25 protein-coding genes are annotated in these 26339 nt (G+C 42.8%); 16 read left to right on the top strand and 9 right to left on the bottom strand.

The features are described 5' to 3' along the window. The first annotated feature begins 4 nt into the window (after positions 1–4). Complete coding sequence (locus HZA77_11845) at positions 5–982, top strand: ketoacyl-ACP synthase III (GenBank protein ID MBI5376121.1); 978 nt, start codon at positions 5–7, stop codon at positions 980–982. Here HZA77_11845 and HZA77_11840 read toward each other — a convergent pair. Further along, complete coding sequence (locus HZA77_11840; protein MBI5376120.1) at positions 972–1901, bottom strand: PHP domain-containing protein; 930 nt, start codon at positions 1899–1901, stop codon at positions 972–974. The genes HZA77_11845 and HZA77_11840 overlap by 11 nt on opposite strands. Before the next feature lie 7 nt (positions 1902–1908). Here HZA77_11840 and hemW point away from each other — a divergent pair, with 7 nt between their 5' ends. The 4 genes from hemW (at position 1909) to HZA77_11820 (ending at position 6183) form a co-directional block, all read left to right on the top strand. Then, complete coding sequence (gene hemW, locus HZA77_11835) at positions 1909–3126, top strand: radical SAM family heme chaperone HemW (protein ID MBI5376119.1); 1218 nt, start codon at positions 1909–1911, stop codon at positions 3124–3126. A gap of 180 nt (positions 3127–3306) precedes the next feature. Continuing rightward, positions 3307–4611 (top strand): NAD(P)/FAD-dependent oxidoreductase, encoded by a 1305-nt coding sequence (locus HZA77_11830; protein MBI5376118.1) that lies wholly within the window; start codon positions 3307–3309, stop codon positions 4609–4611. Between the two features lie 218 nt (positions 4612–4829). After that, on the top strand, positions 4830–5549 hold the full coding sequence (locus HZA77_11825) for an ABC transporter ATP-binding protein (GenBank protein MBI5376117.1): 720 nt from the start codon (positions 4830–4832) through the stop codon (positions 5547–5549). Next, on the top strand, positions 5518–6183 hold the full coding sequence (locus HZA77_11820; protein MBI5376116.1) for a heme exporter protein CcmB: 666 nt from the start codon (positions 5518–5520) through the stop codon (positions 6181–6183). Before HZA77_11825 ends, HZA77_11820 begins: the two co-directional genes overlap by 32 nt. Before the next feature lie 78 nt (positions 6184–6261). Here the strand turns inward: HZA77_11820 and HZA77_11815 are convergent, their stop codons facing one another. Both HZA77_11815 and HZA77_11810 read right to left on the bottom strand, forming a co-directional pair. Further along, positions 6262–7395, bottom strand: coding sequence for an ATP-binding protein (locus HZA77_11815; GenBank protein MBI5376115.1), 1134 nt, complete (start codon positions 7393–7395; stop codon positions 6262–6264). A gap of 427 nt (positions 7396–7822) precedes the next feature. Continuing rightward, positions 7823–8566, bottom strand: a complete 744-nt coding sequence (locus HZA77_11810) for a hypothetical protein (GenBank protein ID MBI5376114.1) — start codon at positions 8564–8566, stop codon at positions 7823–7825. 309 nt (positions 8567–8875) lie between these two features. On the opposite strand from HZA77_11810, the gene HZA77_11805 reads away from it, so the two are divergent. Next, positions 8876–9412, top strand: a complete 537-nt coding sequence (locus tag HZA77_11805; protein MBI5376113.1) for a hypothetical protein — start codon at positions 8876–8878, stop codon at positions 9410–9412. 53 nt (positions 9413–9465) lie between these two features. On the opposite strand, the gene HZA77_11800 is transcribed toward HZA77_11805, so the two are convergent. Both HZA77_11800 and HZA77_11795 read right to left on the bottom strand, forming a co-directional pair. Next, entirely contained in the window at positions 9466–11247 is a 1782-nt protein-coding gene (locus tag HZA77_11800; protein ID MBI5376112.1) for a glycosyltransferase family 39 protein, read from the bottom strand. Continuing rightward, on the bottom strand, positions 11223–13133 hold the full coding sequence (locus HZA77_11795) for an aldehyde ferredoxin oxidoreductase family protein (protein MBI5376111.1): 1911 nt from the start codon (positions 13131–13133) through the stop codon (positions 11223–11225). The genes HZA77_11800 and HZA77_11795 overlap by 25 nt, the downstream gene beginning before the upstream one ends. Positions 13134–13290: 157 nt before the next feature. Here HZA77_11795 and HZA77_11790 point away from each other — a divergent pair, with 157 nt between their 5' ends. Beyond that, the gene (locus HZA77_11790) at positions 13291–14922 is read left to right on the top strand and encodes a glycosyltransferase family 39 protein (GenBank protein MBI5376110.1); all 1632 of its coding nucleotides are present in this window, start codon (positions 13291–13293) and stop codon (positions 14920–14922) included. Here the strand turns inward: HZA77_11790 and HZA77_11785 are convergent. Continuing rightward, positions 14906–15280 (bottom strand): TIGR03987 family protein, encoded by a 375-nt coding sequence (locus tag HZA77_11785; protein MBI5376109.1) that lies wholly within the window; start codon positions 15278–15280, stop codon positions 14906–14908. The genes HZA77_11790 and HZA77_11785 overlap by 17 nt on opposite strands. 148 nt (positions 15281–15428) lie before the next feature. Between HZA77_11785 and lsrF the strand changes: the two genes are divergently transcribed. From lsrF to HZA77_11760, 5 genes are read left to right on the top strand one after another with little or no spacing between them, the layout of a single operon-like run. Then, complete coding sequence (lsrF, locus tag HZA77_11780) at positions 15429–16220, top strand: 3-hydroxy-5-phosphonooxypentane-2,4-dione thiolase (GenBank protein MBI5376108.1); 792 nt, start codon at positions 15429–15431, stop codon at positions 16218–16220. Positions 16221–16223: 3 nt separating this feature from the next. Continuing rightward, positions 16224–17249: an alcohol dehydrogenase catalytic domain-containing protein gene (locus tag HZA77_11775; protein ID MBI5376107.1), complete on the top strand. Its 1026-nt coding sequence runs from the start codon at positions 16224–16226 to the stop codon at positions 17247–17249. Between the two features lie 16 nt (positions 17250–17265). Next, positions 17266–18618, top strand: coding sequence for a hypothetical protein (locus HZA77_11770; protein MBI5376106.1), 1353 nt, complete (start codon positions 17266–17268; stop codon positions 18616–18618). A 12-nt stretch (positions 18619–18630) separates the two neighbouring features. After that, complete coding sequence (locus HZA77_11765) at positions 18631–19245, top strand: CPBP family intramembrane metalloprotease (protein ID MBI5376105.1); 615 nt, start codon at positions 18631–18633, stop codon at positions 19243–19245. A gap of 15 nt (positions 19246–19260) precedes the next feature. Next, positions 19261–20187, top strand: a complete 927-nt coding sequence (locus HZA77_11760; protein MBI5376104.1) for an alpha/beta hydrolase — start codon at positions 19261–19263, stop codon at positions 20185–20187. 87 nt (positions 20188–20274) lie between these two features. Here HZA77_11760 and HZA77_11755 read toward each other — a convergent pair whose 3' ends face one another. Then, positions 20275–20754: an acyl-CoA thioesterase gene (locus HZA77_11755; GenBank protein ID MBI5376103.1), complete on the bottom strand. Its 480-nt coding sequence runs from the start codon at positions 20752–20754 to the stop codon at positions 20275–20277. 255 nt (positions 20755–21009) lie between these two features. Between HZA77_11755 and HZA77_11750 the strand changes: the two genes are divergently transcribed. Further along, a complete protein-coding gene (locus HZA77_11750) occupies positions 21010–21738 on the top strand; it encodes a creatininase family protein (GenBank protein ID MBI5376102.1) in 729 nt (242 codons plus the stop codon). A gap of 118 nt (positions 21739–21856) precedes the next feature. On the opposite strand, the gene HZA77_11745 is transcribed toward HZA77_11750, so the two are convergent. Both HZA77_11745 and ispH read right to left on the bottom strand, forming a co-directional pair. After that, a complete protein-coding gene (locus HZA77_11745) occupies positions 21857–22096 on the bottom strand; it encodes a YggT family protein (GenBank protein MBI5376101.1) in 240 nt (79 codons plus the stop codon). After that, positions 22093–22989, bottom strand: a complete 897-nt coding sequence (gene ispH, locus HZA77_11740; protein MBI5376100.1) for a 4-hydroxy-3-methylbut-2-enyl diphosphate reductase — start codon at positions 22987–22989, stop codon at positions 22093–22095. Before ispH ends, HZA77_11745 begins: the two co-directional genes overlap by 4 nt. Positions 22990–23178: 189 nt before the next feature. On the opposite strand from ispH, the gene lpdA reads away from it, so the two are divergent. The 3 genes from lpdA to HZA77_11725 all read left to right on the top strand — a co-directional run bounded on the left by lpdA (position 23179) and on the right by HZA77_11725 (position 26331). Next, positions 23179–24588 carry a dihydrolipoyl dehydrogenase gene (lpdA, locus tag HZA77_11735; GenBank protein ID MBI5376099.1) on the top strand — a complete coding sequence of 470 codons (1410 nt, stop codon included), beginning with the start codon at positions 23179–23181 and terminating at the stop codon, positions 24586–24588. Between the two features lie 122 nt (positions 24589–24710). Next, the gene (locus tag HZA77_11730; GenBank protein MBI5376098.1) at positions 24711–25013 is read left to right on the top strand and encodes a hypothetical protein; all 303 of its coding nucleotides are present in this window, start codon (positions 24711–24713) and stop codon (positions 25011–25013) included. Between the two features lie 16 nt (positions 25014–25029). Beyond that, a complete protein-coding gene (locus HZA77_11725; protein MBI5376097.1) occupies positions 25030–26331 on the top strand; it encodes an NAD(P)/FAD-dependent oxidoreductase in 1302 nt (433 codons plus the stop codon). Positions 26332–26339: the final 8 nt, after the last annotated feature.

The following is a 26339-nucleotide window of genomic DNA, read 5'->3' as shown; positions in this document are numbered from 1 at the left end:
TGAAATACTGACAAGAATAATAGGTACAGGTTCATACCTGCCTGAACGCGTCCTGGACAACAAGTACTTTGAAAAAATCGTGGATACCAGTAATGAATGGATCATGGAAAGGACAGGCATAAAAGAAAGGCATGTAGCAGAGCCGAATGTCGCAACATCAGATATTGCGACTATAGCTGCAAAAAAAGCCTTAAAATCTGCGGGTGTTAAAGCAGAAGATATTGAGGTCATAATAGTTGCCACCATAACGCCTGACATGTTTTTTCCTCCCACTGCATGTTTTGTGCAGAAGAATATTGGAGCTACAAAGGCTGCGGCTTTTGATATCTCCGCAGTTTGTTCGGGGTTTATCTTTGGCCTTACCATTGCTGACGCATTTATAAAGAGCGGGAAATATAAGAACGCCCTTGTAATAGGTGCTGAAGTAATGAGCAAGATAATTGACTATACTGACAGGAATACCTGCGTCATATTCGGCGATGGAGCCGGTGCAGCAGTCGTAATCCCTGAAAAGGGGAACAGAGGGATACTTTCTACAAATATCCATTCAGACGGGAATTATGCCCATCTTATACAGATGCCGGGCGGCGGCACACGTAATCCCATAACAAAAGAGATGATAGATAAAAGACTTCATTATGTGCATATGCAGGGGCGGGAAACATTCAAAATCGCTGTAAGGTCAATGGAGCAGAGCTGCCTCGAGGTGCTTAAACAGAACAAGCTTACTGCAGATGATATTGATATAGTCGTTCCCCATCAGGCAAACAAAAGGATAATAGATGCTTTGGCTGAAAGGCTCCGTATACCCGAGGAAAAAATAATCCTGACCGTACATAAACATGGGAACACTTCTGCTGCATCTGTGCCCCTTGCCCTTGATGAAGCAATTTCAGACGGCCGGATAAAAACCGGTTGTCATGTTCTGATGACTGCTTTCGGGGGCGGACTTAACTGGGGCTCAATACTTCTTAGATGGTAGGAGAAGCTGACACCTGCTGGTGTGTTTCTTTTAGCTTTTCAATATATTCGTAATCAGCGCTTATCCTTGTTATTGTCAAGCTGTAGTTTCCTCCGCCATGATAATCCGTTCCGCCTGTAACTACGAATTCAAGCTCTCTCGCAATTGAGAGGAGATATCTTTCATAATCTGCTCCTGATACTTTTTCGCCATTGTTTCTAAAAAGCGGGACCTGGAAAGGATAGGGATAAAAAACCTCAACACCCATGAGCCCAAGCTTTTTAAGTTCTATCATATGTTGTCTCAAATCGTTTGTTTTATAAAACCCGGGGTGGGAGTGGACAGGTATTCCTCCTGCATTCCGTATAAGAGCGATAGCATCTGCTGCCTCGATTTTCATCCTGCTAACGTAACAGGGTCCGTTGTCGCTCAAGTATTTCCTGAAGGCTTCGCCGATTGATGATACATATCCTTTTTCCAAAAGGGCTCTTGCAATGTGCGGCCTTCCTATTGTACCGGTTCCCGATATCTCTGCCACCCTGTCCCGTGATATGTCGAAATTAATTCCTTTAAGTTTCTCTATCATCTGGTCTGCCCGTTTTTCCCTGTACTCTCTCATCTGGGCTAAGCGTTCGTTCAGCTTCCTGTTGGCCGGGTCAATGAAATATCCGAGGATTTCCATTCTCATAGTATTGTGAACACAATTGACCTCAACTCCCGGGATGATCTCTATTAAGTGTTTTTTGGCTTCTGCGGCGGCAATGCATATGCCTTCTACAATGTCATGGTCTGTGATGGCAAGAGTTGTTATCCCATTATCAACAGCCATGCGTACAAGTTCCTCCGGCGTTTTTTCGCCATCGGAGAAAGTGCTGTGCATATGTAAATCAAACTTGAGCATAAAAAAAATATAGATTATTATCTCTTTAAAGTAAATCATAAACTCTATGAGAAACCTAGATATATATATACATGTCCCTTTTTGCCTGTCCAAATGTATTTACTGCGACTTTTATTCAGTGCCATTGTCTATCCGTAAAAATGGTCTACTGTGGAAAATTGCTGAGGAAAGCAGGAAACTTACCAAAAAATATGCTGAGGCTGTGAAAAAGGAGTTAAATCTTTATAAGGATAATGGCTTTTTAACGGAGAGAAAAATAGATGCTGTCTATTTCGGCGGTGGGACACCTTCAATCATGACTCCGTCCGATATAGAGGAAATTCTCTCTGCTGTCAGAAGAAATGCTTATCTTGCTGATGACGCTGAAATAACGATTGAGACTAACCCTGCAACCGCAGGCCTCGAAGAACTTTCCGGTTTTAGAAAAGCGGGTGTCAACAGAATCAGCATCGGGTGCCAGAGCTTTGTTGAAGAGGAGCTTCAGATCCTTGGAAGAAGGCACAGCATTTCTGATGCAGGAAGAATTATCAAAGATGCGAGAGCCGCAGGATTTGAAAACCTGAGTCTTGACCTTATCTTCGGAGTTCCCGGGAGCAATTCCGGCAGATGGAATGAAAGCCTTTCAAAGGCGATTGAATTTCATCCGGAACATATTTCCTGCTACGGAATGACAGTTGAAGAAGGAACCCAGCTTTCCGGGATGATAAATGACGGTAGTCTCACCCTTCCCGGTGACGAAGAACAAAGAGAGATGTATCTTGAAGCAGCGGTCATTTTTAAATCAGCAGGTTTGAATCAATATGAAATATCAAACTTTGCAAGGCAGGATTATGAGTGCAGAAACAACCTCAATTACTGGAATGGAGGAGAATATCTTGGGCTTGGCGCTTCTGCACACTCATGTGCTGTAAAAAAAAGCCTGTCAGGAATTTTAATGTCGCGGAAAAGAAGATGGAACATTGAAGATGTTGATGAGTATATGAACCGCTGTGAGAAAGGCTTGTTCCCGGAAGCTGGCGGAGAGGAAGTTACGGGTGAAAAACTTGCCGGCGAAGCGGTGATGCTCGGATTAAGGATGACAGAGGGAATTGATATTGAGAATTTTAAAAAACAGTATGGGGTAGAGCTTCTTTCAAAATGGGGAAAAGAGATAGGATGTCTTCAGGATGCAGGGCTTCTCGCAGTGAACGATGGACGAATGTTGCTTACGATAGAAGGTGTGCTCCTTTCAAACGAAGTTTTTTCCGAGTTCATGGCGGGTTAGAGGCAGAGCTTGACACTGTTTCCAAATCTGTTGTAATGCCAAAATAACTGGCTTGTCAGTCCCGCTCTGGCGCTAAACAGCAGGTGCCTGCCGCGGGAGCAACCAAGCCAGTCGCGTAAAGTAGCAATTCAGAATTACTGTATAGAAGAATTTTTTTTTATAAACTACTAAAGAGACACTATGTCTGACAAATGCGATGTTGTCGTGATAGGCGGCGGACCTGCGGGTTTGACTTCCGCGTGGAAACTTGCCGAGAGCGGATTAAAAGTCATATTGATCGAGACCAAGAAAACTGCTTACCGTTACAAGCGCCCCTGCTGTGCCATGGTAATCCTTGAGCCTGAATTCCATGGAGAGTTAGTTGCAACGCAGAAAGGTTCTATCATATTCCGGAAAAACGACTTCAGCATCCCATATGAAGGTGAATTCAATGACCTCAACAGGAGCGTGAAGTTCTCTGCATCAGGATACAAATTCCTTGTAAGTAAAAAAAGCGGATATCCTCTTGCAAGGACTATAAACAAGGAAGCGCTCCTTAAAACCCTCTATCACAAAGGGCTCAATGCCGGAGTTGAGATGAGGGAAGGGGAGACCGCCGTAAACATTGAGAACTTGAAAGACGGTGTAGAAGTCATAGTGCGCAGGAACAGTAAGCTCTACTCCCTCAATGCATCCTATGCTGTCGCTGCCGATGGAGTGAATTCCACAATGATTGCAGCGCTTGGTCTCAACCTGGGAAGAAAACATCTCTATCAGACACGGGTTATAGGCTATGAGTTCGAGGATGTGGATTCACCGTTTTCAGATTCCTTTATGCAGTTCAAGGGAAAGGTTTATGGAGCTTCAGGCGCAATTACTGTGACACCAAAGCCCTTGTTGGAAGAGGGTAAGCTGGTGTACGAAGTTTCAATCGGTCCTGACAGTAAGAAGGGTGAAACAGCAGAAGGTTTGTTGAAAAATTTTCTCTCAAAGGAATTTGTGGCTCCATGGTTTAAGCATGCCCGTCTTTCGGCAACTATTGGCTGTATGTGGCATCTCTATGAGCCTCTTTCAAATCCGGTGTGCGGCAGGGTGGTGCTTGCAGGGGACGGTCCATCGTTCCAGGAGGTTGAAAATCAGGGGGCCATGATGTGCGGTTATAAAGCTTCTGAAGCTATAAGGGCAGAGATGGAAGGGAAGAGCGGATTCGATGAATACAGAGAGTTCTGGCAGAAGTCTTTTGAATTCAATGATCCGAAAGTGTTATATGAAACAGCCCGCGGTTTTGGTTTAAGGAACTTCGGCGATGAAGAGCTGGATTTCCTTTTCTCAATGGTTGACAATGAAGTCCTTGACGGAACGATAAACCATTTCAAGGTTGGCAACACGATGCTTGCCGAGTTTGAGAAGCGTTTTGATTATATAAAAAAGAAGCGCCCCGACATTGCGGAAAAGCTCTCGAAATTCATCAATCCGGAGCAGAAGATAGAGAAGTTCTTCTGGTAGGTAAAATGATTTTTGTCTTTTTTTTGGAAATTTGATAAGTACACATCATTAATACATACTTACGCATTAAACATACATCACTAAGGGAGCTTGAAAATTGGTAAAGCTTGGTTTACAGGCTTTGATTGCTAAAGAAAGCGCCATAAGACTTGCAAGGCTTGGTGGTACAGAGAAGAAGCTGAACAAGATACCCCGCAGAAAAACAGCAGGTCTTTGAAATGGTGATTGTAGAGAATCTGACTAAAGATTTTGACTCAGGCTTTTCATTAAAGAACATAACGGTCAGCATCGGCAAAGGAGAAAAGGTAAGTCTTTTTGGTCCAAACGGTGCCGGTAAGACTACATTCTTAAGGATACTTGCCTGCCTTATCAGCCCCACATCCGGTTCATTTAGAATTTTAGGGCATCCGCAAAACGAACGAATTGAAATATTAAAGCATTTGAATCTTGCCCCCCAGTCAGGCCATTTTTATGAAACGCTTACGATAAGGCAGAACCTCGAATTTTATGGGAAGATGTATGGTCTTGAAAAAGAAGAATCAGAAAAAAGGATTAACGAACTGTTACAGAAATTTGATCTAAGCTCTAAAATAGACCAGCCGGTTTCGCACCTTTCAAAGGGGATGAAACAGCGTCTTCTCATAATAAAGTCCCTTATCAACAGCCCGCAGATATTGCTCCTTGATGAGCCATACTCAGGGCTTGATGTGAAATCCTCAGAAATCCTTCATGAGTATCTGAATTCATTCAGCGACATGACAATGATTACTGCCACTCATGATTTCGATACAGGAGTTCACGAAGGGAGAAGAATCCTTATTTTCAATGATGGTTCAATAATATTCGACGGACAGTGGAGTGAAAGCCCTGAGGAGTTTAAAAATTTTTACCTGAAAGTAATCGAGGATGATAAAGCAGGCTTGGGCGCTGGCATATAAGGATTTTCAGATCGAATCAGGGAAAAAGACATTATTCAAATCCCTGATATTCCTTTCCGTTATTTTGATATTTCTTTCAAGTTTTGTGGTAATAAAGAATCCGGAATTCAAACCTGTTGTCGGTTCACTTGTGATCTGGCTGATACTGGTGGATATATTGTTCCAGTCCATCAACAGGTCTCTTACATCAGAAGATGAAAGCGATTGCTGGGAGGCGCTTAGGCTTTGCCCCATATCTTCTAAGGCAATCTTTCTCGGAAAATTCATATATAATTCCGCCCTTGTCATTACTGTGGAGATTGTGACCCTTCCTCTTTACATTATTTTTTTTAATCTGGGCAAATCCGCATTTATCATGCTGATCCCGATTCTTTTGACTTCCTTTGGTTTTATTGCCATCGGCCTGCTGATTGCCCTGCTCTCCCTTAGGAATCAGGGACGCGAACTGCTCACAAACGTTATGTCACTTCCTTTATTTCTTCCCGCTCTTTTCTTAGGGCTTCGGACATCGCTCGAATTATCAGTGGGTGCAAGTTTATATGATATATTGGATTTCCTCCTTTATCTTTTCTGTTTTGATTTGCTCGCCTTCGCTATTGCCTATTTTGCCTTTGATACCAAGATGGCGGAATAACAATAGGGCAGAAGTTCAGTTTAAAAAAATAAGCTTGGGAATTGCCGAAAGGTATTTATCTTTACAGGTTAGAACAGGTTAGATGTGCGTTAGAAGTTCCTGCAGATTTAAGAACTTTACTGAAACATTTCCATACTTCTTGCTGAAAGAGCGTTTGACGTCATTAGCCACGACAAGTCCTTCTGCTTTAGGATATTGCCGGAAAAAAGACTGAAGGTTAGATGCATCGAAATCATCTGCTGACCATTTACATTCGATGGCAAGAGGAGGTTTGCCTCTGCGAACAAGAATAAAATCTACCTCGTGTCCCTTTTTGTCGCGCCAGTAATTGATATTGTGCGACTGCAAGTGTGCATGCAGTTCGTTAAGCACAAGATGTTCCCAGAGGAAGCCCATATCATCGGGTCTAAGATTATGCCAGCCTCTATAATAACATATAAAGCCTGTGTCAAAAGTATAGACTTTCGGTGCTGATATGATTTCGGATGTTTTCCTTGTATTGAATGGGCGGATAATGTGGACAACATAAGTTGCTTCCAGAGCCTTAAGATAATTTGAAATGGTAGAACGGCTTACTTCACAAAGACGGGTAAATCGGGTTGCTTCAAAAATGCCGCCGCTTTGCATCATAAGAAGCTCTGCAAATTTTTGAAATGAATAGCGCCGTTCAAGCCTGAAAAGCTCCTGTATGTCTTTTGCCCAGTAGGCATCCATCCATTCCTGAAAATCCTTTTCAGGTATTTGCGATGACATAAAGAACGGAGGCATCCCACCGCGCAAAAACCGGTGTGTAATATCAGGATTTTCAAAATCATTTGTATCAGAAATAGTCATAGGAGTTAGCCAAAGTTCTGTCTTGCGTCCGGCAAGTGTGTCTCTGAATTTTGCCGATGCTCCGAGAGTTGATGACCCGGTGGCAATCAAGCGAATATCTTTATAATGATCTGCAGCAATCTTTAAAAGCTCTGAGGGGTTACCAAGCCTGTGTATTTCATCAATGATGACCCTTTTTTTGCGAAAACTGTCAAGGAATGACTCAGGATCACTCATCATTCTTCTGACACTTGGAAGTTCGCAGTCGAAATACTCTGTGTCAGGAAGGCTTTGGCAAAGAAAGGTTTTGCCGGCACGCCTTACACCTGAGAGCCAGATTACAGAGCGTTCATTCCATGCCTTTTCGATCTTTTCCTTCCAGAATTTTCTTTGTTTCATATGCGGTTATGATAGCGTATAGTTCTACTAAACGCAACTATAATAGCATTTAGTACCAGAATGCTCGGTGAGCCGGATTTCCTCCTTTATCTTTTCTGCTTTGATATATTGTCATTAGCTATTACCTATCTTGCCTTTGATACAAAGATGGCGAAATAACAGCGGGATTGTTCCTTCTTTTGCGTGCCCAAAAGAACGAACCAAGAAAAGGGCACCCCGGAAAATTTCCGGGCGGTTCGCTCGGTTGTCCTTCAGTAAATTTTTTCAACTCGCACGTCCTGTGCTCAAACAGGAAAAAATTTTTAACCTTCAGGACTGCCCTCCTCACCTGAAATTTTCAAGGGGGATATAGAAACTCAATATTGCAAAAGCAACTGCCTTTGGTTTTATAACTCCTTAAATTTTTATATATATGATTCTGATGTTCCTATTTTAGTAATAATTTATTGCTTATAATTTTTTCATTTAAATCCTGAATTGCTTTATTCATTCCAATCAACAAAATTTCAGCATATCCATCATTATCAAAACCCCAATTATAGTAACGACCGTGAAGAACAGAAGCTTTATCCTCTACATTGTATTCCCATATTTTTTTATTATCACGTGTTAATAGTGAGAGTTTTACTTCTAATTCATTATTAGAAGATCCTGATGGCAAGCCTAATGACCAAAGGCAAGGGCCAACAAATGAAAGTCCATATGTAAAGATTTTCCCGTTGTATAAGGTTGAATCAACCTCCCCTGACAATATTAAATCTGCTGTTTCATCTCCTCCGTAAGAGAAATAAGCTTCTTTGAAAATTCCTGACTCATTTAAGCTTCTTGTTACTGCTTTAGCAACATCTTCAGGAGGATTGAATATATAAGCAGGTCCTCCAGTAGACCCAATAGTAACAAACGCTCTCTGTGTGTCAGGTCTATCATATTCTACATAACCGAATGGGAACAATGGAATATACCCCAAGTAAAGAGTAGCCATTGTATTATGATTTCTTCTGTTGTCTTTAAAAGGCAATACAGCAATTTTAAGTGGTAGTTTTGGAGTATCATAAAGTTTGATTAGATGTGTTGGATCGGGAGGATATGTCCATTTAGAAGTTGTTGTACATGAAGTAAAAATAAAAATAATGGCAACAACTGAAGTTAGTTTTAATATCTTTCTTCTCATAAGTGTCTCCTTGTTAATATTTCATAATGATCAATTAATATAATTTAAGCTTAATTTATATGATGTTGCTCAAATCAAGCAAGGGATAAATTACGACAAAAACCTCAGAAAATTCCGAGGCATCACACTTAATTGTACATATTTGCGATAGAACAATAAACTGATAATCGCCTAGAATGCTGAAATAACGGCAAAATAAATTTTAATTAAATTACTTGCTCCATTACAACTCTTTTGGCATAATTTTTATTAAAATTATCTTGCCTGAAACGATAGCAGCATATTCTAAATTTAATAAGGAGGTAATGCATGGTTAGTAGATGTTGGAGTCTTGTGCTTACTCTGGTATGCATCAGTTTGTTAAGCTGTGCTGCGCAGAAGCTTCTTGCACCTGAAGAGCTGCAGAAAATGACTAATGATCAATATAGAGATTATTTTCTTAACCGCATTGATAATGCGGTTGTAGTTAATGCATTGGATTCAGGGGGGTATGTTGTCGTTAAAATAGAAAATCCTTATGGAGGCGCTGCAAGAGGAGGAAGTTATCCGAGAGGTGTTGATATAGATACTCCTAAGTATAAACAATCTAAGGATGAATATCTGATTTTAAAGACAGAGCTTTTAAGACGGGGTGCAGGCAATGAGCCTTATGTGTTTGCGACTATGGAAAAAGCAAATAAACTTTTTGAAGTGCAATTGGAATCGATGTGGAGAAAGTCACAAATTAATTCGGGGGCAAGCGGAAATTTTAGAAGGTTGTATGAAACAGCAAGAGATAGATCAAAAACAAAAGGGAACCTTCTTGACAGGTTATTTGATGATTCGACTTACCGCGATATATATTAATATTTGTTAAGGAAGATAATATGAAAATGCGGACTTTTCTGTATATAGTCTTATTACCTGCTTGATGTAACTTTCGACCCAAGCTGATAGATGTAAATCTCAGGTCCGGAGACCTCATCTTCCTTTGCCGAAAATGATTTTATTGGCAGCAGGTTAATTGGAAGATTAGCTTGTTTGAGAATATCCTCTTTGTTGAGTTTATAGAAACCTGCTATGAGATAATCAGCTTCAGAATTTGTTGTAATGGCAATATTAAACTTCTTATCTGACAAACTCATATCCGGTGCATCGCCGATGACTATTAGCCTGCTCTTTTCCGGAATATTCTTTTCTGCCCATAGAAATGCCTCGGTTAATGTTGATTTTTCGAGAAACTGCTTTTCAATTCCAATTGTCATCTGGACAGGCTTGAAACATAAAATTATAATGAGTGCAGAAACAGTTACCCACTCCTTTATCCTCTTCCCTGATACACTTGAGACAAATTCTCCTCCCCTTGTGATTGCACAAGCAGCGAACAATATAAAGCAAGGAACAAGAGGGAGGATGAAGCGCGGCATGGTGAGTGTCCATGAGCTTATCATCAGGAGATAAATACCTGCCCACAGAAAAATCGGGAGTGCTCGTTTTTTCAAAGATAAAAAGATTCCTGCTAATGACATAAAAGAAAGAAGCTTTCCGCTGCTCCCCAGCATCCTTAAAAAAGCTGCTAATGGAGAACTTCCTCTGCCTTCAGACCAGATTTTATTTTCATAATAGCCGAGAGTCGTTACCTTTGTAGAAAATTTGATGTCCTGCAGGAAAGCTGTAAAATCAAAAAGTATATAAGGCGACACTATGAAAAATATAACTATAGATAGCAGCAGCGGATAGATCAGTTCACTGCTGAAAGGATTGACGCTTAGATATTTACGGAGAGATGGCAGAAACATGAGCAGCAGGGGGACGGAAAGGAGTATAAGCCCTGAAACCATTACACCTGACCTTAACTTCCCGAAAATAAAAAATCCCAGATCTCCTTCTTCGATTTTTCTGTCACTGCTGAGGACGCTTTCAAAAAACCCTTGAAGATACGGTTTGACCAGCGGCAAAGAGAAGAGGAGAAGGAAAACACCTGCAATGATGCATAATACTGAAAGTGTCCTGACTGCATTTCTCTCTGTAAATTCTTTTTTCTCTTTGCCTGCCTCGAGAACAAAGTATGAAACTATAAGTATTAGCATGAGCGGAAGAGCCGTGTATTTTGTTGATGAGGCAAGTCCGCAGAATATGCCTGCAAGGAGAAGAGCGCGGCTATTTTCTTCGTCAAATGCCTTGCACATAAAAAAAAGAGCCGCAGTTATCCAGAGCATAAGCGGTATATCAACGATTGCATAATGCGATGACTGGACATGGAGCGGGTAAATCGCGAGAATCAAAGCCGACACAATGGCTGTTTTACGGTCGTAAATTTTTTGCGCCAGCAAATAAAGCGCAATGACATTTGCACTTCCAAAGATAGCGGAGATAATTCTGCCAAGCATCCAGAAAGAGGAATCTGATGCGCTGAACTTAAAAACTGCCGGCATTATGAATGATGCGAGCTTGAACGAGAGAAAATAAAAATAGACCGTAAATGATGGATAGTAAAATATATGCGGATTATAATCTCCGCTGAACATTGAGAGGGCAGGCTGTATCTGGCTCCATTCATCTGGATGAAGCCTTTGGGGAAGTCCGTAGGAAATACCGGTCAGTCTTAAAATTAATGATAAGATTAATATGCCTGCGGGGATGAGAAATCCGGTAAGGCTTTTTGTCCCCTGCGCTTTTATTTGCCTATCCGGTTTAACCACTCTGCTTCTGAGGTAAGACCAAGAGATTCTAGTTTACTTCGGGTAGGGATACCTGTTTTTACATCCCAGTTTCTTCTCGTATAATAATCATCGAGCATCCCTTCCCATTTTTGCTCGTCGATTATCTCTCCTTTAAACGGGCCTGAGGGCACAGGGCCATCCACCCATTTTCCTATTAGTCTGTCGTCAGTGCGCCTTATCCCTTCTCTATTTATGTAAAGCCTTTCAATGTTGAATATCCGTTCCCCTGCCTCAAGTATCTCATCAAGAGAGAGATTGAATCCTGTGATTACATTGAAAAGCTCTGTCTGGTCATCAATAGTCAGTCCTCCGCCGTTTGATTCGCTTGCAAAGCGGCAGATCTCAAGTGAATCGGTAATGGCGGCTATATGCTGCATACGTATTGCCACGACCGCCTTGACATAGGATTTATGGTCAAGGACTTCCGTTGTCCCGAACATCTTTAGCGCCATTTCCGGTGTGTATCTTCCCAATCCTCCTACTGTTTCAGTAGGCACTCCGCCTCTTAGGTGGTCGCACCCCCTTGTTGCTGTGGCAAGACAAAGGGCAAGACCTTTCATTATACGCAGGTCTATGCCTCCAAAAGTCATTCCCTTGCTGTGGCTGATATATTTTTCCGCGCCATGTCCGATTTTTTTTGCCGCAGGGAGAGCGCCCTCAGCAAGTATGTCACCTATATCCTGCCTGAAAGCAATCTTGTCTATTAGCTTCATCAGAATTTCCGGTTTCCCCCAGTCAAGAATGAGCCCGTCAGTGTCTTTTTCAGTGATTACGCCATTCTGGAACAAGTCGATGGCGACAGCGATGAGCCCGCCTGCTTCAAGGGAATCCATGCCGTACTGATTGACCATGTTGTTGATTTTGAATATGGAAGCGATGTCCGAGTTATAGCAAGTTGGTCCGAAGGGAGTCACCACTCCCTCTTCGATTTTGTTTCCCCACTCCCCTTTGTATGGTCCCTCTTTTATTTCAAACTTGTGTCCGCAGTGAATGGGGCATGCATAGCAGGATTTATTGCCGGTATAGAATTTTTCTACTATCTTTTCCGGATCGAAATTCTGGACATTTTCGAAGCCTGAAGTTTGGTTGAAATTCTTGAGGGCGATTATACCAATCCTGTCGGTTATAGGTGTTCCCATTGTTCCGCCGTATTTGCCTATGGTCTTGGCAAGCTTTGTCTCTGAAGCTTTTTTGTGGAGATCGCGTTTAAGAAGATTAAATTTTTTTGCGTCAGCTATCTCCACTTCATTTGTCCCGCGGACAGCTACGGCTTTTAATTTCTTTGAGCCCATTACCGCTCCCATCCCTGTTCTTGCGGCTGCCCTTTCCTCATGCATCACCGAACCGAACCTTACGAGGTTTTCTCCTGCCTGTCCGATGCAGGCAATTCTTACCCTGTCATCTCCAAGCTCTTTTCTTATAAGCGTTTCTGTTTCGCGGGTGTTCTTCCCCCAGAGTTTTGAAGCATCCCTTATTTCAACTTTTCCGTTATTTATGAATATGTAAACCGGATGGTCTGATTTTCCTTCGATTATTAGATGATCACATCCTGATTTTCTAAGCTCAGGGCCGAAGTTGCCGCCGGCATTGGCATCGCCTAAGATTCCTGTGAGAGGCGATTTTGCGCTTACGGTAAAGCGCGCGGAAGCAGGCGACTTGGTTCCGGAAAGGGCGCCTGTCCCGAATATGAGTTTGTTTTCTTCTGAGAGAGGTTTTACGTCAGGGCCTGTCTCATCAAAGAGAAGCTTTGAGTTTATTCCTCTTCCGCCTATGAATTGTTTCCTGAAAGAAGAGTCACGCGATGAGCCCGACACTTTGCCGTCTGAAAGATTTATCCTTAGGATGTTTACAATATCAGCTTTCAATCTGTTTGCTTTTTCTTTAAAAAGTTATTTAATGAAGCAATTATTTAAATCATAGTCATGGCTTTAACAAAGGTCAATTTAAAAAATAACATTACAAAATAACATTAAATGGATGAGCATTTTAAAAACACTTTAAGTCTTGCTGAAAGTCTGCGGCATGGATTCTGATTTTTCTCATAACCGGAAGTATACATATCTGTTCATCCTCCTTCTTGTTGTAATCCCGTCGCTTTTTTCAGGGCTTAGCGGATATGAGCTTCTTTTGCCTGATGAGCCGCGGGAGGCTGAGATAGCAAGAGAAATGTGGGTGAGTGGTGATTTTGCAGTTCCCAAGCTAAACGGCGAGGCATTTCTTGAAAAGCCCCCTCTTTATTATTGGACTGTAGTTGCTCTCTATAATGCTGCCGGCAGGGCAGATGCCTTTCTTTCAAGATTGCCGTCAGCCTTCTTTGGTTTGGGTACGATTCTTTTTGTGTATGCACTTTCCGCAATGATGTTTGGCAGAAAGACAGGGCTTGCGGCCGCGCTTATCAGCTGCACTACCCATGAATTTCAGAAGATGTCTCATAACTGCATGATTGATATATCCCTTGCTTTTTTTGTCATTGGAACGGTTTATTATTTTGCTGCCGGCTACATATACGGCAGACAGAAAACACTCAATATCTCGTTGATGTACGCTATGGCGGGATTCGCTTTCCTGAGCAAGGGATTTATAGGTGTCGTGATACCGGGTGTAGTGATTTTCCTTTTTTTTCTCTTTGAAAAAAACCTCAAAAGCGGAATCATTGATATTAAAATCTGGCTCGGAGTCATTATATTTCTTATCATAACTTCTCCATGGTTTTATCTTCTCTGGCAGGCAGGGGGAACAAAATATTTCAAGGTATTTTTTATAGACAATCACTGGGGGAGGTTTGCCGAGGCTTCATTGGGGCACAGGCAGGGTTTCTTTTTTTATTTCTCTAAGATATTTGAAGTCCTCTTTCCCTGGTCAATATTACTTCCTTTATTGATATTCGATATTTTCCTGAACCGGAAAACTTCGCTGTTAGAAAAAAGAAGAGAGATTCTTTTTGTAAGAATTTTTGCCTTTGCTCCGCTTGCACTTTTGAGCTTCTCGGCGAGCAAGAGAAGCGTATATCTCCTTCCGGTAATTCCTGCTTATGCCATTTTAACAGCCCTGCTGCTTGAAAAAGAATTTCTCAAAAAAACAGCTTCAAGGGGAGCGGGAATATTTGGCAGACTGTTAACGGTAGTCGTGCTTTTATGCATGGTCCTTGCGATGGCCGGTTGGGTATGGGCTGCTGGAACTGCAAATGCCAGTTTTATAATTGCAGTCATTCCTGCCGTCATTGCGGCAGCGGGAGTGATAGTGTTTTCATTGCGGAATGAATTACAGAAGCTTTTTGTCGCAGTAGTTGTCTCTACGGTTATTATGTTTTATGCCTTTTCTAATTTTGAGCTTGAAAGAGGGGAGAAGAACCAGAACTATCGGGGCATTGCAAATATAATAAGGAAAAACGTCTCTGACATGGAACATTTCAGGGCTTTTGATCTTTCAGAGCATGAAAGGAGCATTGCCTTTTACCTTAACAGGACATTCCCTGAAGATATGAAATGGGAAGAGGTGAAGCATCATCTCTTATCTGACAAGAATATAACCTATATTGTGAATGATGATAAACTGGAAGATGTTTACAGAAAATTACCTGTCGGTATTGGGATAAAGCCGATCGGCCGTGTTGACAGAAACACGCTTTTTCTGCTTATTAAGAAAACTTCATGAGCAGAGGGCCGGAAAAGAAAGCGCAAAGCCAGAGGATATAAACATATCTGCTGTATCTGTGAAAACGGTGGGCTGATTTCTCATCCCCTTTTTTCCAGACGAGCAGAGCCCAGCCAGCATGAATCCCCATTCCAAGAAGCGCTGCAATGCCAAGCACACCATGTATCGCAGGTGCATTTCTGCTGTTTAAGAACATCCCTGATGTTCCCAATACATCAAGGGTGAATCCGGTAAGAAAGGAGACAATGAAAATACCTTTCAGCTTTCCTGTTATCTGCTCACCCCAGACCGCATAAGTATATGCGAGCAGGGCTAGAATTATGGCGCCTCCGTAAATCGTCATTTCACCTCTTCCCATGTCTCTATTCCCCTTATTTAGAATTAGTGCATTTCAAAAAAATTTTATTTGCAATAACAGTGAAGTTGTCATATTGCATTTCATTGATTAGTTGGCAATAAATTCTTTAAAATAAAAACTCACGATTTTATTTGGGAGGTTCCATAAGATGGATTGGGGAATGAAAAACCGCTTAGCTCAGCTTATCAAGCCCGACGGACATTGCATGTTCATGCCTATTGACCACGGCTATTTTCAGGGGCCGACTTCGAAACTCGAAAAACCATGGGAGACCGTGAAACCTCTGCTTAGATACAGCGATGCCCTTTTTTGCACAAGAGGGGTGCTTCGTGCATGCATCCCGGCAGACAAGAGCATACCCATAATACTGAGGGTGTCTGGGGGGACGAGCATGGTCGGAGCAGACCTTGCAAACGAGGCAGTCACTACTTCCATGAAGGAGGCTTTGCGTCTTAATGTTTCCGCTCTTGGTGTTTCTGTGTTTGTCGGAAGCTCTTACGAACGGCAGACTCTTCTTAACCTTGCAAATCTTGTAAATGAAGCTGAGGAGTATGGTCTTCCTGTAATGGCAGTCACGGCTGTGGGAAAAGAGCTTGAAAAAAGAGATTACCGCTATCTTGGCCTGGCATGCAGGATTGCTGCAGAGCTTGGCGCAAAGGTTGTAAAGACATATTGGTGTGAGGATTTTGATAAAGTTGTAAACGGTTGTCCTGTCCCTGTTGTCATGGCAGGAGGACCTAAAGTTGATACAGACCGCCAGGTTTTTGAGTTTGTCCATGACGGGATGCTGAAGGGCGCCATCGGCATTAACCTCGGGCGCAATATATGGCAGAACCCTAATCCTATTCCAATGATAAGAGCTCTTCGCGCCATCATACATGAAAAGGCGACGGCAAAAGAGGCGGATGAACTTTTTAACGAACTGAAGAACAGCAAGTAAAATATGCGCGTAGCCAAATACTATAACAACCGGGACGTAAGACTTGAAGAGATGCCTGTGCCGAAGATTGGCGCAGGAGAGATACTGGTAAAGATAATCGCAAGCGGTGTCTGCGGAAGCGATGTGATGGAATGGTACCGCATAAAGAAAGCCCCTCTTGTTCTTGGGCACGAGATTACAGGCGATATCGTCGAGACGGGCGAAGGGGTGGAGAAGTTCAAAAAAGGTGACAGGGTCACCGTTGCCCACCATGTCCCATGCAACACCTGTTATTACTGTCTTAACGGCGAGTATTCCGTTTGCGACACTCTGCGGAGCACCAACTTCGACCCCGGCGGTTTTGCAGAGTATGTGCGCGTTCCAAAGATAAATGTTGACCGCGGTGTTTTTCTGCTTCCTGACGAGGTGTCCTATGAAGACGGGACATTTTCCGAACCATTGGGATGTGTTATGCGCGGCCAAAAAGTTGCAGATGTGAGGCCTGCCCAGACTGTCCTTGTCATAGGAAGCGGAATATCTGGTCTTCTTCATATCAAGCTTGCCCGTGCAGTGGGAGCCGCGAAAATATTTGCCACTGATATAAGTGAATACAGACTTTCTGCTGCTAAAAGGTTTGGCGCTGACGAGGTTATACGTGCAAGTGATGATGTTTCGGGAAAGATAAAAAGCCTGAACGGCGGAAGGCTTGCAGACAGGGTCATATTATGTGCAGGGGCAGATTCGGCAATTGAGCAGGCGCTTCAATGCATTGACCGCGGAGGCACGATCCTTCTCTTTGCACTTCCGGAGCCCGGAAAAAAATTCCCAATAGACCTCTGGAATATGTGGCGTGACAACGTGACTATAACTACAGCCTATGCATCTCCTCCCGCTGACACGATTCCTGCAATAGAACTTATACGTTCAAAGAGGGTAGATGTCTCGGATATGATCACCCACAGGCTCCCCCTTAGCGAGGCAGGTCTTGGCTTTAAGCTTGTATATGAAGCCAAAGATTCAATTAAGGTCATAATTGAGCCGCAAAGATGATGAGCTCATTTAAGAGATGATACAAAAAGTTTCCAAAAAAATTATCCTTATTCTGCTCCTGTTTTCTTCATTCTGTTTCCCGGGTCGTTCGTTCATGGTTTTTGCTGAAGACCTTCCTCTATTGTTTTGTCCGGTAAATGATGATGTCACAGGTTCAGAGAGGAAACTTCAAACTTCTGATGGTAATGATGAAAGGCTAAGGGTATCTGTGGATTTATCATTGATAAGCCCGCAGTCAGGTGATGAAAGGGTTGAAGCCCTCTTGCCGGAAAAGATTACAGCCGGCAGCGAAAAGCCTTACAGAAAAATAGTTATTGCAAAAAACCGGAGTGAGATCAGGGGAGAGCACAGTTATTCATGGTTCGGTACTGTTGAGGAGAAAGACCTGAGCACTGTTGTAATGACTGTTGCCGATGGAGTCATGTACGGGCACATAGATATAGATGGGGACTCCTACTCTATTTCCGCAGACAAAAGCTCTCACGATAAAAACGATTACCTGATAGTTAAAAATGATGAGACAAGGCTTGCTCCAATTGATGATGGTGCAGTTTCACCTCTCCTCAAAGGAAAGAAAAAAAACAATAGGCATTCGTCTGGCCGGGTGCAGGATGACGGCTCGGTCATAGACGTTCTTATACTTTATACGCAGGAATTTAGCGATAAATATGGGGATGAGACTGATGGAAAGATTCAGCACTTTGTCGATCTTGCTAACGAAGCTTATCATAACAGCGGAATCAATACGAGCATAAGCATTGCTCATTCAGAGCTATATTCTGATTCTGGTGCAGATGAAGATATTAATATAGACAATGCTCTTCCATTTATCCTGACAGATACCAATATTGCGGCATTAAGGGACGAGTACAATGCAGATTTAGTCACTCTGTTAAGAGTTTATAAAGATACTGATTACTGCGGTCTCGGTTATCAGATGAGTCCTGTATCGCCTCTTTTTGAAGAGTACGCATTTTCTGTTGTTGAAGTTAAGGACATCTCTGACATCCCTCAAGGCTCTTCAGGCAGGTATTGCCATAAAACTACTTTAGCCCATGAGCTTGGACATAATATGGGGTGTGCCCATGATAGGAGTCACCTTAAAAAAGACAAGAAAGGAAATATAATAAACAAAGGTGCATTTAGCTATTCATATGGATATGACAAAAAGAATTCAAAGGGGAAAGGAATCTTCGGTACAATAATGAGCTATGACCGCCCCACAATAACGTATTTTTCAACGCCGAAAGTTAAATACAAAGGCTATGCAATCGGGAAAGGAAGCAAAAGCAAACAATCAGCAGATAATGCCAGAACTATAAACAATACAAGGAATACTGTGGCAAACTTCAGAAACTCTGAACAATAGAGAAGGAGTTTTATGAAAAAAGAAATCCTGATTGCTCTTACGGCCTGCATAATACTTTTTTCCATTTGCTTTTATCTGAATATTTCTCTTGGGCTTGGCAAGGCAGAAAGCGACCATGACCCATCATCAGTCTGGCTCTATGGAAAGCACAGCCTTCTTATTGCCCTTGCAATAGTTCTTCCTGCTTTTTCAGGAATAAACATTTTTCGCATGGCGGGCTGGCAGTTCAACCCCCGGTGGTTTGTTATTGCTGTTGCAGTCGGGTTTTTCATGGGATTTGGAAACCGCGGAGGATTTGATCCCAGAATTCCGGTTATGCTTGTGCTCGCGCTCTTTCATACCTTTGCGATGGAGTTTTTTTTCAGGACCTATCTGTACAGATTCCTCCAGCCTTATTTTAAATGGCAATATACCTCGATGATTCTCTCATCGCTTTTTCATGGGATAATTTATCTTACTGAATATCCTGTCTGGCAGCTTTCCGTAATTACAAAGGTAGGATTTGTTTTCCTTTTCACTTTTCTTGGAATACTTTTTTCAGTCTCTTATAAAAAATCTGACAGCTTTTATGTCCCATGGGTTATGCACTTCTTCGGTGTTTTAAAATACGGCCTGCTTTTTAAATAATTGTGAAAGGGGTTTATGACAAGAGGCAAAAGAATAATTTCATGGGTTATTGGAATTCTCATAGTTCTCTATATTGGTCTTGTAATAGTTGCATCTTTACCTCAGGATTCTGTCCCTGCAAAGAGCCTTGCGAAACAGGGAGACAAGTTCGTAAATATCAAGGGGAAAGAAATACGTTATGTAAAGCAGGGAGAAGGTGAAAAAACCATAATACTTGTCCATGGTTTTGGATGCTCTATATATTCATGGCGGCATGTCATACCCTTGCTTTCCGATAAATACACAGTATATGCCTTTGACCTTCCCGGGTTTGGTCTTTCAGACAAGTCCCCTTCCGGCAACTATGACCTTAAATCACAGGGTAGTTTCGTTATAGATTTCATGGATGCCCTGAACATATATTCTGCAACCCTTGTGGGACATTCAATGGGAGGTGTTGTAGTGGGCTACGCAGCAGTCGAGGCGCCGGAGAGAATTGAAAAGGTAGTTCTCAATGATGCAGGTTTTTACAGCGGAGGAGCTCCATCGTTCTTAAAATATCTTTTCTACCCATTGAACAAACTTTCAGCCATGCAGTTTTATAACAAGTCATTTGTAAAAAAGCTCCACATGGGGATGTTTTATAACAAGGAGCTTGTGACGGATGAGCTTGTAGATGAATATCTTATAGCAGGAAAAACCCCTGATGCAGTTGAGGTGATGTCAAAGATGATGACTGATGTAGAGCCGCAGCAATATACCGGAATAAGCGAGCATATCACTGCGCCAACGCTTATTGTCTGGGGAGAATTCGATCCCGGAATGCCTCTTTCAGATGCCGAGCGTCTCCGCAGTGAGATTAAAAACTCCCTTCCAGTCATTGTTATAAAGAATGCAGGCCACATGGTGCCGGATGAAAAACCTGAAGAACTCGCAAAGGTAATAAAGGAATTTGTGGGGTGAGTATCAGGCAAATTCAAAAAAAAGTGTAATCGATCAGAATAACCAGTTTGTCATGTAAACGTACTTCACATTTATTCTGGATATTTGCTAAGTATGGTTTCTGAGTTTTTTTCTGATGTTGCGGCGTTCCTCTGCTTCGCGGAACTTTTTCTTCTGCTCCTCTGTTTTAAGTGAAAGCTTGGGAACAGAGACAGGTTTGCCTTTCTCATCAAGCGCCACGAATGTGAGATAGGCATTGCTGGTTTTTTTGCGCTCCCCCTTTATATGGTCTTCTGAGAAAACTTTTACCTCAACATCCATTGAAGTGCGGCCTACGTAAATTACTGCTGCCTCCAGAATTGCAATTGCGCCGAGCTTTATAGGATGCTCGAAGGTGAGCACATCCATCGAGGCAGTGACAACGCTTCTCCCGCTGTGCCTTCGTGCAGTGATGGCACCTGCAATATCTATCCAGTGCATCACCCTTCCTCCGAGTACATTGCCGAGAAGATTGGTATCATTGGGGAGCACCACTTCGACCATCTGAGTATAGGAGTCTTCAGGAGATTTGGATGTTATTTTAGTCATAAGAATTCCTTTCATGCTTTTTGGATAAGTCAGGAATGACTTTATATCTTAATCCTTCAAAGTCAATTATCAAAACAAAGCTATCATTGAAATATAAAAAACCGGAAAATATAAACAACCGGCTTGTCAGTCCCGCTCTGGCACTGAACAGCAGGTGCCTGCCGCGGAATCTGCCAAGCCGGTTTCAAAACTAATTTCTTGAAATTTATAGTTAGCTGATATTAAAAGATAATAAAATTATATCAGGGGCGTGAAATGTACATAGACCGTATAACGATGAAAGATTTCGAGTCCGAGGTCAGGAAGGGAAGAATGGTTCTTGTCCCATTTGGCGCTACCGAAGAGCATGGGGCGCATCTCCCTCTCGGCACAGATACGATTCAGATAGAGCAGATAATCGAAGGTGCGTTGAGCGAAAAAAAATTCCTTGTGGCTCCATCGATTGCCTATGGGCTTTGCAGTTCAACGAGAAATTTTCCGGGCACACTTACAATCTCATTTGACCTCCTTAAGAGCTTTGCCGGAGAGATTCTTTCAGAGCTTGAACGGAACAATGTTAAAAAGACAATGCTTATATCCGGTCATGCAGGCTCAGACCATATGGCAGCCATGCGTGTGGCGGCAAAAGAATTTGCAAGAAACTCAAAAATGAAAGTAGTTGTCGCGTCAATTGCAGACCTTGTCCTTGCAGACAAAAGTAATACTGTGCTTTCAAAAGTGCCGCGCGGAGACAAACATGCCGGGTTCATCGAGACCGCCTGCATGCTTTACCTTGAAGGCGGGCTTGTTAAGAAAAACAAGATTCCTGGTAAATCTGACCCGCAATTTCCTGATCCTTTAATAATATCTGATGCGCAGAAATATTTTCCATCAGGTGTCATGGGAGACCCTGCCGGCGCAAATGAAGCTTTCGGCAAAGGGATTTATGACCTGGCAGTATGCTCTCTTGTGAATCTGATAGGATGGTTTGAGAAACAGAAATAGCTGAAGCTGCTATCAGCGAGTGCAATAGCCATAATCATCATATATGGAAAGTCTGCTCGGGGAGCAGACCCTACAAATATTTTCACAGATTCTACAAATATTTTTACAGACTCTACTCCTACCCGATATCTGACAGCACCCTCATTAAGAACCGGATTAATATGAAAGCCACAAAAGGTGAAAGGTCAATATTTCCAATGGGAGGGATGACTTTCCTTAGTGTGCCGAGGACCGGTTCAGTAGCCTTCTGGATAAAATCTGTAAATTGGTTGGAAGCCTGCGGCCCTATCCATGAAAGAACCACCTCAGCGAGGATGAGATAACTGTAGAGTTCAAGAAGGAAAATTAGAAATTTCATAATGTGTTTTTCACTTTTTTAGAGGGGTTATGACTTCCGGAAAGCTTCCTTATTTTTTCTTCAACCTTATCAACAATCCAGCTCGGCGTTGATGCGCCTGCGGTGATACCTATTGATTTTTTACCTTTGATATTCTCCGGCAATATCTCATCTCCGGTTTCTATATGGATAGTCTCGACATTCTTCCTGCAAATCTCCGCAAGCCTATTTGTGTTGGCGCTGTGTTTTCCTCCAATCACTACCATTAAATCCACTTCCCGGCTAAGCGATGCCGCGGCATTCTGTCTCAGTATGCTGGCATTGCAGATTGTATTGTATATCTTCATCTCCCGCGAGATTTTTAAGAGGTTTGTGACGACATCGATGAAGTTCTGCTCGCTCTGAGTTGTCTGTGCTATGACGCCTATCTTTTTTGAGAATTTTTTGTCTTTAAGCTCTTCCGGGGTTGAAACTACAGTTATGTTGTCCTGTACGCTTTCAACGATAGCTTCCACCTCTGCGTGATTATGATCTCCTACAAGGACTACGTCATATCCCTGCTCAACCAATATCCTTGTGATGTTATGAAGCCTCTTCACTTTTACACAGGTGGCATCGATTATTTCTATCCCTTTCTTCTTTGCCTTGTCTATGTGGGCTTTCGGCATACCGTGGGATCTTACGATGAGAGTTGACCCGGGTTTTACCTCTTCCACTGAACTCACTATTTGAAGCCCGCGGTTCTGGAGCTCCGACACTACCTGCTTGTTATGGATCAGTTCTCCAACAACAGTGATATTGCTTTTCTGCTTTTTGAGTGATTGGTTGGAAAGCGCCTGTTCGGTGAGGTCTATTGCTCTTTTCACACCTTCGCAGAACCCGAGAAACTTTGCGCGTTTGATAATCAATGCCATTTTTTCTCCATCTTTTTTCTGATGTTAAGAACTAAAAGACACGGAGTCAAGGAGTAATGAGTTTTTATAACTTTTCCTGTTGACAAATTAATATGGAAAATATTAGGTCTTTTTTGCGAGTGTGAGTGCGAGTAAGATGAGCGGGTGGAAACCTGCGATGCAGCGGATATTGACGTTACGGAGAATAATATGTCTGGAAATTATGAGATTGCGATTATAGGCGGCGGGCCTGGAGGATATGTGGCTGCCATAAGAGGGGCACAGAGCGGGAAAAAGATTGCATTGATAGAGGGAGATGAAGTAGGCGGCACCTGTCTAAACAGAGGCTGCATTCCTTCAAAGACTCTGATCAAGGCAGCGGAGATAATTTCTCTTGCAAAGAAAGCCTCTATGTATGGGATAGAATTCTCCCAGCCGACAGTGGATTTCAAAAAGCTGATGGGAAGAAAAGACACAGTTGTAAAAACACTCGTTTCCGGAGTCAAGGCTCTTTTAAAGGCGAATGGTGTTGATGTGATCAAGGGCGTTGCAAGGTTTGAAAATAAAACCACCCTTTCTGTCACAACGCCTGAAGGGAAACAGCAGGTGACGGCAGATAAGATTATAATCGCATCAGGTTCAAAACCTGCTGCACTTAAAATTCCGGGAAGCGATATGGAATGCGTGATCGACAGCGATTATGCATTTGAGCTTGAAGAGCGTCCGGAAAAAATGGTGATAATCGGCGGCGGCGTGATAGGCGTCGAGATGGCCTATATCTTTAATGGCATAGGCACTGATGTTGAGATAATAGAAATGCTTCCCCGCATTGTTGCTCAGGAGGATGCTGATGCGTCAGCAGTGCTTGAAACTGCGCTTAAAAGAAATGGAATAAAAATAAATACAGGTGCACGAGTCAAATCAATTGAAAAATCAGACGGCGGATGTGTAACGATTTTTACTGCACAGGATGGCGTGGATAAAAAGATAGAATCAAACCTTGTTCTTATGGGAGTTGGACGGGTTCCAAACACATCGGACCTCGGGATAGAGACGCTTGGCATCGAGGCACAGAAGGGCGCCATAAAAGTGAATGGGAAAATGGAGACATCTGTGCCGGGTATATATGCGGCAGGAGATGCCATCGGAGGCATCATGCTTGCCCATGTTGCCATGGAAGAGGCTATTGTTGCAGTTGACAATGCAGGCGGCGGCAATGAGGAAATGAGATACGACCATGTGCCGCGGTGCGTTTACACGATTCCTGAAATTGCCGGTGCAGGGCTTACTGAAACCGAAGCAGCAGCAAGGAATATACCGGTGAAGATAGGGAAATTCCCATTCTCTGCATCAGGCAAAGCAGCGACAATGGGAGAGCGTGACGGTTTTGTAAAGGTAATAGCAGACGCAGCCGGAGAAAAGATTCTCGGTGTCCTGATCGCAGGAGCTGAGGCAACTGAACTCATAGCAGAAGCTGTCATCGCAATGAAGGGCGGTGTTACTGCCGGCGGGCTTGGAGAGACTATTCATGCCCATCCCACGCTTTCGGAAGCAGTTAAGGAGGCGGCCCTTGCTGTGTCGGGAAAGGCAATCCATTTTCCTCCTCAGATTAAAAAATAGGGCAAAATGCTATTGACAAAAATAAAAGTTATTTGTGATATCTATTGCAGGAATGAGTTGCTGATTGTTTTTAAAATTTTAAATAAAAAATCAAATTTAATAAATCGGGAGGATAAATAACTATGAACTTTTACTGCCTTGACTGTTCCAAAGAGTTTTACCTTGAGGATAACGAAGACGCACTTGCCTGTCCGTTCTGCAACAGCGAGGATATTGAAGAGATTGAAGCTGACGAGGAAGTTGCGGAAGATGAAGAGGACGTAGATGAGGAAGCAGAAGAGGAAGAGGAGTTTGAAGAGGAAATTGAAGGTTTTGACGATGCAGAAGAATTCGACGACGACATGGATGATATCTATTCCGATGATGACGAGGACTACGCAGACGAGGATATAGAAGAATTTGAAGATGAAGATGAGAATATGTGATTAACCGGGAACGGATATGGACAGCGATATAATAATAATAGGAGGAGGTCCTGCCGGACTTATGGCAGCGAGGACCGCGCTTGACGAAGGTTTGAGAGTAATACTGATCGAGAAAAAGAAAAATGCGGCCCACTATGTAAAACCATGCTGTTCAATGCTCCTTCTTGAACCAGGCTATCATGACGAGTTCATAACAACGGAAGATAAAAAAATAGAATTTAAAAATACTGCTTTCAGCGTTGATTATACCGGCGAGTATGTTGACCTTCCAGGAAGCATCAGATTTTCCCCCGAAGGCCATCCTTTCAGGATATTTGCCGGAAACGGTCTTGCTGCAAAAGTAATCGATAAGGAAACTCTCCTTAAAGGCATCTTGAAAGAAGTAAGCTCTAAAGGGGCTGACATAAGGCACTCCACGGTTGCGATAATCGCTGAGGAAATAAAAGGTGGAGTAAGGGTTAAAGTAAAAGATAAGTCCGGTGAAAAGGATCTGACGGCAAAGTTTGCCTTTGTCGCCGATGGTGTGACCTCCAATGTAGTAAACAGGATGGGGCTTAATAAAGAAAGAAAACTTTTTACCAAGGGGCTTGCTCTTTCCTATCTTATGGAAGGTGTTAATTTTCCTTACGAAGATGCTTTTGCTGCATTCATTGGTAAAAGATATACCCCTGCCGGTCAATTCTACATGGTGCCTAAAAGGATGGAAAAATTCGGAAGGGATAATAAGGTCTGGGAAGTTACTTTCGGTGTCCCTACCGGAATGGATATAAATCCGAAGGAACGGTTGAATGCCTTCATAAAGGAAGGACCTGTCAAAGACTGGTTTGGAGATGCGAAGATACTTGAAGAGATCGGCTGTGCAATGAGTTTTTATTCTCCTTTGCAGCATCCTGCTGACGGGAACATCGTGATACTTGGTGATGCGGCAAGTTTCCAGGAAGTGGAAAACCAGGGTGCGCTCATGTGCGGGCATTATGCATCAAAACTTGCGGCGTCATGCCTAGCCGGGAATGAGCCAAACCTCGAAAGATACAACGAGTTCTGGCAGCGCTGTTTTGAGTTCAATCATCCGGGTGTTATCGAGGCCACTGCAAGGACATATGCAATACATACATTCACCGATGAACAGCTCGATTATCTTTTTTCTCTGGAGCACGATTTCACTGTGCCGGGCTATATAAATCACTGCACCTGTGCTGATGTTATGTTCAATGGCTTTGCCCAGCATTATAACCGGATAAAGCAGGAACGCCCTGAAATAGCTGCCGGTATAGATAGATTCAAAGGGGCGGCGGCAGACTCTCTGCTCCATACCTGAAAAATCCC

The organism is Candidatus Schekmanbacteria bacterium (genome assembly GCA_016219965.1).
Lineage (GTDB): Bacteria > Schekmanbacteria > GWA2-38-11 > GWA2-38-11 > J061 > JACRJM01.
Note: the sequence above shows the minus strand (reverse complement) of the source record. Positions and strands in the feature narration are given on the sequence as shown.

Coding starts and splice junctions, on each gene's coding strand:
- HZA77_11840 (MBI5376120.1), bottom strand. CDS start 1,901: ATGATTTACTTTAAAGAGATAATAATCTATATTTTTTTTATGCTCAAG.
- hemW (MBI5376119.1), top strand. CDS start 1,909: ATGAGAAACCTAGATATATATATACATGTCCCTTTTTGCCTGTCCAAA.
- HZA77_11830 (MBI5376118.1), top strand. CDS start 3,307: ATGTCTGACAAATGCGATGTTGTCGTGATAGGCGGCGGACCTGCGGGT.
- HZA77_11825 (MBI5376117.1), top strand. CDS start 4,830: ATGGTGATTGTAGAGAATCTGACTAAAGATTTTGACTCAGGCTTTTCA.
- HZA77_11820 (MBI5376116.1), top strand. CDS start 5,518: ATGATAAAGCAGGCTTGGGCGCTGGCATATAAGGATTTTCAGATCGAA.
- HZA77_11815 (MBI5376115.1), bottom strand. CDS start 7,395: ATGAAACAAAGAAAATTCTGGAAGGAAAAGATCGAAAAGGCATGGAAT.
- HZA77_11810 (MBI5376114.1), bottom strand. CDS start 8,566: ATGAGAAGAAAGATATTAAAACTAACTTCAGTTGTTGCCATTATTTTT.
- HZA77_11805 (MBI5376113.1), top strand. CDS start 8,876: ATGGTTAGTAGATGTTGGAGTCTTGTGCTTACTCTGGTATGCATCAGT.
- HZA77_11790 (MBI5376110.1), top strand. CDS start 13,291: ATGGATTCTGATTTTTCTCATAACCGGAAGTATACATATCTGTTCATC.
- HZA77_11785 (MBI5376109.1), bottom strand. CDS start 15,280: ATGGGAAGAGGTGAAATGACGATTTACGGAGGCGCCATAATTCTAGCC.
- lsrF (MBI5376108.1), top strand. CDS start 15,429: ATGGATTGGGGAATGAAAAACCGCTTAGCTCAGCTTATCAAGCCCGAC.
- HZA77_11775 (MBI5376107.1), top strand. CDS start 16,224: ATGCGCGTAGCCAAATACTATAACAACCGGGACGTAAGACTTGAAGAG.
- HZA77_11770 (MBI5376106.1), top strand. CDS start 17,266: ATGATACAAAAAGTTTCCAAAAAAATTATCCTTATTCTGCTCCTGTTT.
- HZA77_11765 (MBI5376105.1), top strand. CDS start 18,631: ATGAAAAAAGAAATCCTGATTGCTCTTACGGCCTGCATAATACTTTTT.
- HZA77_11760 (MBI5376104.1), top strand. CDS start 19,261: ATGACAAGAGGCAAAAGAATAATTTCATGGGTTATTGGAATTCTCATA.
- HZA77_11755 (MBI5376103.1), bottom strand. CDS start 20,754: ATGACTAAAATAACATCCAAATCTCCTGAAGACTCCTATACTCAGATG.
- HZA77_11750 (MBI5376102.1), top strand. CDS start 21,010: ATGTACATAGACCGTATAACGATGAAAGATTTCGAGTCCGAGGTCAGG.
- HZA77_11745 (MBI5376101.1), bottom strand. CDS start 22,096: ATGAAATTTCTAATTTTCCTTCTTGAACTCTACAGTTATCTCATCCTC.
- ispH (MBI5376100.1), bottom strand. CDS start 22,989: ATGGCATTGATTATCAAACGCGCAAAGTTTCTCGGGTTCTGCGAAGGT.
- lpdA (MBI5376099.1), top strand. CDS start 23,179: ATGTCTGGAAATTATGAGATTGCGATTATAGGCGGCGGGCCTGGAGGA.
- HZA77_11730 (MBI5376098.1), top strand. CDS start 24,711: ATGAACTTTTACTGCCTTGACTGTTCCAAAGAGTTTTACCTTGAGGAT.
- HZA77_11725 (MBI5376097.1), top strand. CDS start 25,030: ATGGACAGCGATATAATAATAATAGGAGGAGGTCCTGCCGGACTTATG.